At 67.3% G+C, this 6,589-nt stretch carries 6 protein-coding genes and 1 pseudogene; 4 read left to right on the forward strand and 3 right to left on the reverse strand.

The features are described 5' to 3' along the window. The first annotated feature begins 283 nt into the window (after positions 1 to 283). A complete protein-coding gene (locus HV824_RS34465) occupies positions 284 to 1,447 on the forward strand; it encodes a DUF1521 domain-containing protein (RefSeq protein WP_176425158.1) in 1,164 nt (387 codons plus the stop codon). 59 nt (positions 1,448 to 1,506) lie between these two features. After that, positions 1,507 to 2,013 carry a tetratricopeptide repeat protein gene (locus HV824_RS34470; RefSeq protein WP_368738139.1) on the forward strand — a complete coding sequence of 169 codons (507 nt, stop codon included), beginning with the start codon at positions 1,507 to 1,509 and terminating at the stop codon, positions 2,011 to 2,013. Positions 2,014 to 2,183: 170 nt separating this feature from the next. Here the strand turns inward: HV824_RS34470 and HV824_RS34475 are convergent, their stop codons facing one another. Further along, positions 2,184 to 2,408: a hypothetical protein gene (locus HV824_RS34475; RefSeq protein ID WP_002640925.1), complete on the reverse strand. Its 225-nt coding sequence runs from the start codon at positions 2,406 to 2,408 to the stop codon at positions 2,184 to 2,186. 260 nt (positions 2,409 to 2,668) lie between these two features. Between HV824_RS34475 and HV824_RS34480 the strand changes: the two genes are divergently transcribed. Then, positions 2,669 to 3,133 (forward strand): tetratricopeptide repeat protein, encoded by a 465-nt coding sequence (locus tag HV824_RS34480; RefSeq protein WP_176421499.1) that lies wholly within the window; start codon positions 2,669 to 2,671, stop codon positions 3,131 to 3,133. A gap of 51 nt (positions 3,134 to 3,184) precedes the next feature. Here the strand turns inward: HV824_RS34480 and HV824_RS34485 are convergent, their stop codons facing one another. Beyond that, positions 3,185 to 3,982 carry a carboxypeptidase-like regulatory domain-containing protein gene (locus tag HV824_RS34485; protein WP_176425160.1) on the reverse strand — a complete coding sequence of 266 codons (798 nt, stop codon included), beginning with the start codon at positions 3,980 to 3,982 and terminating at the stop codon, positions 3,185 to 3,187. A gap of 205 nt (positions 3,983 to 4,187) precedes the next feature. On the opposite strand from HV824_RS34485, the gene sctV reads away from it, so the two are divergent. Next, the gene (sctV, locus tag HV824_RS34490) at positions 4,188 to 6,311 is read left to right on the forward strand and encodes a type III secretion system export apparatus subunit SctV (RefSeq protein ID WP_176421497.1); all 2,124 of its coding nucleotides are present in this window, start codon (positions 4,188 to 4,190) and stop codon (positions 6,309 to 6,311) included. An 89-nt stretch (positions 6,312 to 6,400) separates the two neighbouring features. Here the strand turns inward: sctV and HV824_RS34495 are convergent. Further along, positions 6,401 to 6,589: pseudogene (locus HV824_RS34495) on the reverse strand (FHA domain-containing protein); the annotation flags it as partial.

Below are 6,589 nucleotides of genomic sequence, written 5' to 3' on the forward strand. Positions count from 1 at the left end.
GGTGGCGGTGGTCATGGCGTTCTCCAGTAAAGAAGTTTTGGAAGCGGGTGGTTTGCGGCGGCGCTGCTTACAAAAGGATTATGGGGGAAAGGGGGGCGGAAGTTTCCTCGGGATTTTCTGATTCTTTTTCCCGCCCTGGCAAGAGGGGGCCCCGCCCCCCGTGGCCGGCCCGCGCCTCCTATTGAGGAAAGCGACGCACCGAGGCGAAACTCCCAGCGCGAAACACCGAAAATCACGGTGAAGCAGCATCGAACATTTCACCCCTCCTCAGGGAGTACCGAATATGTCGAACGGCATCGGCGGAGTTGGCGGTAACCGGCAGCTCACCACGACGCAGGGCGCGGGCAACGTCAACACCTCGACGATCGCGCGCAACGCGCAGCTCATCGAGTCCACGCTGAACCTGGTGGAGAAGGCCGTCGACCTGGCGGGCAAGGCGGTGGGCGTCGCTGGCAAGGCCGTGGATCAGATGTCCCAGGCCGCGGCCTCCACGAAGCAGGCGGGCGCGACGGGCACCAACGCCGCCTTCCCGGCCGAGCGCCCCAACCCCCTGGACGCGGTGCGCGAGGCGAACTCCCTGAAGGTGGACGACGGCGGGAAGATCACCACGCCGGGCGGCTACACCATTGAGCAGCTGGGCAAGTTCGAGTGGCGCGTGACGGGGCCGGACGGCAACAACACCCGCGTCTGGGGTGATCCGCACGTCGACGAGAGCGACGGCGGCAAGTTCGACTTCAAGCGCGACACGTCCTTCGTCCTGGGCGACGGCACCCGCATCAACTGCACCTGTAAGCCCTGGGGCAACGGCATGACGGTGACGGGCCAGCTGGACGTCGTCTACGGCGACAGCCACGTGCGCGTGAAGGACATCGACAAGGGCAAGGGCAAGGTCGGCCAGGTCACCAACACCGGCATGGACGAGGTCGTCCGCTTCCACTCGAACCAGTCCGCGGACGTCTTCCACATGGGGCAGAACGCGGCCGACTGGACGTTCCACGGCAAGGAGATTGTCGGCCACGAGAAGGGCGGCGAGATCCACAAGGTGGGCGAGGCCGTCATCACCGCGCCGCGCACCATGGCCTTCAACTACTCGGCGGCGGCGGACGCCCCCGCGGCGGGTGAGGTGGCCCAGAACTGGGACATGAACACCAGCCTGCCCCAGGTGAAGCCGCTGCCCTGGGACATGAGCAGTGGCAAGCCCGAGCTGAACAAGCTGAACGAGACGTTCGACTCCCTCAGCAAGGTGTTCGACCAGCTCAAGAACACCCAGGCGAACGGCTTCAACCCGTTCCGCAAGGCGGACGACCTCTTCGGCGCCTACGACAAGGACCAGCACAAGTCCGGGCTGACCCAGTCCTTCAAGGCGCTGGGTGACATGTTCGGGACGCTGGAGAAGCTGTCCAAGCTGAATGATATGGTCCGCTTCCGCGGTCCCCAGTCGTTCTAGGCGCTGGACGTACTTCATCGGGCCAGGTGTGGGACTGCCTGGCCCTCCTCGAGGTTGTCGTGAGCGAGTCCGCCCCCAGGGGTGAAGAAGAGAAGGTCGTCGTCCCGGAAGTCCTCGCCGAGGCGGTGATCCGCGGCGAAATCACCCTGGGGCAGTTCCTCAACCTCTCCCACACGCAGCTCTACGCCTGGGCGGACAAGGCCTATCAGCTCCTCCAGGCGGGCAGCTCGCAGCAGGCCCTTCAAATCTTCCAGGGCCTCGTGGCCGCCTCGCCCACCGACGCCGTCTTTCACGCGCAGCTCGGGGCGACCTTCATGACGCTGGAGCGCTTCGATGAGGCGTTCGACGCCTTCCGGCTGGCGCTCCAGTTCAACGACGGCCACGTGGACGCGCTGGTCGGCCGGGGCGAAATCCACCTGCGCCGGGGCAATGTCCCCGAGGCGCTCGCGGACCTCAGCAAGGCCATCCAACTGGACCCGGGCCTCAAGCGCCGCGCCACGCAGCGCGCCCACGCGACGCTGCTCACCCTCAAGCAGCAGGCCGACCAGGTGAAGAAGTCCCGGTAGACCCCAGGGGGGCATGCCCCCTCCCGTCGCGACACACACCAGGCCCGGGCCACGCGAGTCGTCGCGCGGTCCGGGCTTCGTCGTTTCGGGTGAGTCGCTCGAGCCCGCAAAAGCAAGGAGCCGGCATCCCGTGAGGGAGCCGGCTCCGAGAGTCGCTTACAGCGGCAGGATTAGATCTTGCCGATGACGGACATCGCGATCTCGTTGAGCTTCTTCATCAGGTTGGCGACGAAGGCGGTGGCCTCCTGCTGCTTCTGGAGCATCAGCTGCGCTTCGGCGCGCTCACGGTCCGGACCGGTCAGGCCGGAGAGGGACTTCTGCTCGAGAGCGGAGAGACCCTGGCTGGCTCCGAGGGCCTTCGTGGCGGCGGCGGCGGCGGTGGTGGCGGTGGTCATGGCGTTCTCCAGTAAAGAAGTTTTGGAAGCGGGTGGTTTGCGGCGGCGCTGCTTACAAAAGGATTATGGGGGAAAGGGGGGCAGAAGTTTCCTCCCCATTTTCTGATCCATTTTTTCTCGGCGGCTGCGGGAATATCGCTACCGAAGCGGCGCACCGTTTTGGTGGAAGCGCCGATAACAGTCTAAGCTCCCGGCGCTCGGAACCGCTTGCCCTACCGGCTCCGGGGCCGTCCTCCCGCCCTCGTGAGGGATGTGTGCAGATGACGACTGAATCCAAGGCAACGGTGACCAACGACGACGTGAAGCCCCTGTCCGGCCCGGAGATGCTCGAACGGGCCACGGAAGGCTTCAACCTCTTCCAGGACGGCCGCTTCCGTGAGTCGCTGACCTTGTTCCAGTCCCTGGCGTCCATGGACCCCACCGAGGCCTACTTCCAGACGGCGCTGGGCGCCTGCCACCTGGCATTGGAAGACCTGGACCTGGCGGAGTCCTACTTCAACCGCGCCATTGAACTGGACCCCACGGACCTCACGCCCTACGTCAACCGCGGGGAAGTCCACCTGCGGCTCGGCAAGGTCCGCGAGGCCGCCCGGGACTTCAATCACGCGGTGGGCCTGGACCCCGAAGGGCAGGATCCGCTCAGCGCCCGGGCCCGGATGCTGGCCGCCGCGGCGCTGGAGAGCGCCGAGGAGTCACCGTCCTCCGAATCCGACGGCGCGGCGTAGGCGCGGGCGGGGCCGCCAGAAGGCCCGGCCCGCCTTCCCTGGCCCTTGGGTTCAGGGGAACTTCAGCTCCACGTCCACGCGGTACGGACCGTCCCCACCGTCGATGATGGGCTTGAAGTCCGCCGTCACGGATTCGGCGTAGGTGTCCTGGCCCTGCACGCGCACGACCAGGGGGCGGACGGCCTGTCCCGGCGGCGCATAGCGCCCCGTCACCGAGTAGCGCCCCAGCGGGAGGTCCGGGAAGCCGAAGCCGTCCGGCGTGTTGGTGCCCCGGGCCGTCACCGGCGTCCCGGCGCTGCCGTCCACCAGTGTGCCCACCGGGGTGAGCGTCACCTCCACGTGCTCGCGTTGCAGGGCTTGATCCGGGTCGGCTGGGTCCACGTAGTCCGTCAGGTTGAAGTAGACGCCGCTGCCGTAGGCGCCGCCCTCGGGCTTCGCGCCGGTCAGCTTCCAGCTGAAGTCCCGGACGGCGCCCTCGTTGCCCGCGAAGGGGTTGGCGTTGCTGGGGTGCAGCTCGAAGGTGTAGCTGCGGCCGTTGAAGTCGCGCTTGAGCCGCGCGCTGGCGTTCCAGGTGGTCGCCGCCTGGCCCAGCTCCAGCCGGTAGGTGCCGTCCGCGCCCGTCACGCCCACCACATTGGAGTCGTAGAGGACCTGGTTGTCGGCCACCACCTCCACCCCCGCCAGGGGCTTGCCCGCGGTGTCCGTGGCCTTGCCCTTGACGACGTTCTTCTCCCCGTTGCCGGAGGGGCCAGGGCCGCTGGAGCCGCCGTCCGTGCACGCCGAACAGGCCAGGGACGCACCCAGCAACATCAGTGGAAGACCCCTGCCCAAGGCATTCTTCAGTCGCATCGTGTTCTCCCAGGTCTCGTGTGGCCCGTCAGGGGGATGAACCCGCGTGGCGGGGCGCGGTGCAAGAACGAATGTCCACTTCGGTTGACTGCCCGGCTGCTTCCGCACGAGGGAGGACGGCGGGTCTCGCCGTGGGGGAGGGGGCCCTTCGCGACGCCCCCCCTGACAGAAGGCCCCCGGGTTGTCCTAGGATGCCTGACCGCTGATGGCTGCCACCAATCCGAACAGCTTCCTCTCCAAGTACTCCGACATCGTCCTCGCCGTAGTGGTCGTGGCCATCGTCGGGATGATGATCGTCCCGCTGCCCACGATGCTGCTGGACGTGCTGCTGACGCTGAACATCAGCATCTCGGTGGTGCTGCTCCTCGTGTCCCTCTACGTGCCAGCGGCGCTTCACCTGTCGGTGTTCCCGACGCTGCTGCTCATCACCACGATGTTCCGGTTGTCGCTCACCATCTCCACCACACGTCTCATCCTCCTCACCGGTGACCCGGGCGAGGTGGTGGTGGCGTTCGGAAACTTCGTGGTGCAGGGCAACTTCGTCGTCGGCGCCATCCTCTTCATCATCCTGGTCATCGTGAACTTCATCGTGATTTCCAAGGGCTCGGAGCGCGTCGCCGAAGTGGCCGCCCGCTTCACCCTGGACGCGATGCCCGGCAAGCAGATGTCCATCGACGCCGACCTGCGGGCCGGCTCCATCGACCAGGACCAGGGCAAGAAGAAGCGCCGCGACCTGGAGCGTGAGAGCCAGCTCTTCGGCGCCATGGACGGCGCGATGAAGTTCGTGAAGGGCGACGCCATCGCGAGCATCATCATCACCGTCGTCAACATCATCGGCGGCCTCATCATCGGCGTGACGCAGAAGGGCATGTCCGCTGGCGACGCGGCGCAGAAGTACACGCTGCTCACCATCGGTGACGGCCTGGTCGGCATGATTCCCGCCATCCTCGTCTCCACCTGCGCCGGCATCATCGTGACGCGCGTGGCGGGTGAGGAAGAGGGCAATCACCTGGGCATGGACATGGGCTCCCAGCTGACGGCCTACCCGAAGGCCATCGCCATTGCCGCCGGCATGCTCATCGTCCTGGGCCTGGTGCCCGGTCTGCCCAAGGTTCCCTTCTTCCTGCTGGGCTTCGGCGCGGGCCTGGGCGCCTGGACGATGCTGAAGAAGCAGAAGCAGGCGGTGGAGGCGGAGGATTCCGGCCCGGCCATGGAGACGGACCTGGGCACGCCGATGGCCTCCGAGCCCGCGCCCAAGGAAGCCCTCAACCCGGACTCCGAGCTGTTCATCCCCGTCGTCACGCCCATCGTCCTGGAGGTCTCCGACGCGCTGGTGCCCTTCGTGGACTCGCGCCAGGACAACGGGAAGTTCCTCTTCGAGCTCATCCCGTTCATGCGGGATGGCCTCTTCGTGGAGCTGGGTGTCCGCTTCCCGGGCGTGCGTGCGCGTGGCAACGGCTCGCTGCCACCGGGCGCGTACCAGATTCAAATCAACGAGGTGCCCGTCGTCACCGGCCAGGCCACGCTGGGCCACGTCCTGGTGAACGACACGGTGGACCGGCTGCGGCTGATGAACATCCAGGGCTTCGAGGCGGTGAACCCCGCCACCCGGCAGTCCGCCGCCTGGGTCCCCGAGCAGTATCGCGACACGCTGGAGGCCGCCGGCCTGACGACGTGGGACGTGCCCGGCTACATCATCCTGCACACCGCCGCCGTGCTGAGACGCAACGCCCGCGAGTTCGTCGGCGTGCAGGAGACGCAGACGATGCTGGAGCAGTTGGAGAAGGCCTTCCCCGCCATCGTGAAGGAGGTCGTCCCCAAGGTCGTCAACGTGCTGAAGCTGACGGACATCCTCCAGCGCCTGGTGGAGGAGGAGATCTCCATCCGTGACTTGCGCGGCATCCTCCAGGCCCTGGCCGAGTACGGGCAGGTGGAGGCGGACAACGTCATGCTCACCGAGCACGTCCGCGCCGCCCAGCGCCGCTACATCTCCCACAAGTACGCGCGTGGCACCGGCACCCTGGTGGTGTACCTGCTGGACCCGAACATCGAGGACGCCATCCGCGGCTCGGTGAAGCGGACCTCCGCGGGCGCGCACCTGGCGCTGGAGCCGGAGCTGGCGCAGGAAATCGTCCAGGCCGTGCGTTCGGAGTGTGGCCACCTGCCGCCCAGCGCGCAGCGGCCCGTCATCCTCACGGCCATGGACATCCGCCGCTACGTCCGCAAGCTGCTGGAGTACGAGTTCAACCCGTCGTTCTCCGTGCTCAGCTACCAGGAGCTGTCGCCCGAGCTGAACATCCAGCCGGTGGCGCGCATCTCCACGCGCTAGCCGCCAAAGTGCGCTTCCGCCCGCGCGTCCAGCTCACGCGCGGGCGAGAGGGGGCCTTCCTCCTGGGGGCAGGGCCCCCGCCCGCGACGCTAGGCGCCCGCGAGCACGGCAATCATCAGCACCAGGAAGACCAGGCCCACCACGCCCATCACCACGAGGGGCACGAGCTTGCCCTTGTCCTTGAGCGCCGCCATCGCGCTCGGCTGGGCGGACTCCTCCGGCATGGGGTATTCCGCCGACACCGGCGGGGGCGGCTCCTCGGCGGGCGGCTCCTCGGG

Source organism: Myxococcus sp. AM009, assembly GCF_013372605.1.
Classification (GTDB): Bacteria; Myxococcota; Myxococcia; order Myxococcales; family Myxococcaceae; genus Myxococcus; species Myxococcus vastator.

What these genes read in the sequence shown, in the direction of transcription:
- HV824_RS34465 (WP_176425158.1), top strand. Translation starts at nt 284, where the DNA reads ATGTCGAACGGCATCGGCGGAGTTGGCGGTAACCGGCAGCTCACCACG.
- HV824_RS34475 (WP_002640925.1), bottom strand. Translation starts at nt 2,408, where the DNA reads ATGACCACCGCCACCACCGCCGCCGCCGCCGCCACGAAGGCCCTCGGA.
- HV824_RS34480 (WP_176421499.1), top strand. Translation starts at nt 2,669, where the DNA reads ATGACGACTGAATCCAAGGCAACGGTGACCAACGACGACGTGAAGCCC.
- HV824_RS34485 (WP_176425160.1), bottom strand. Translation starts at nt 3,982, where the DNA reads ATGCGACTGAAGAATGCCTTGGGCAGGGGTCTTCCACTGATGTTGCTG.
- sctV (WP_176421497.1), top strand. Translation starts at nt 4,188, where the DNA reads ATGGCTGCCACCAATCCGAACAGCTTCCTCTCCAAGTACTCCGACATC.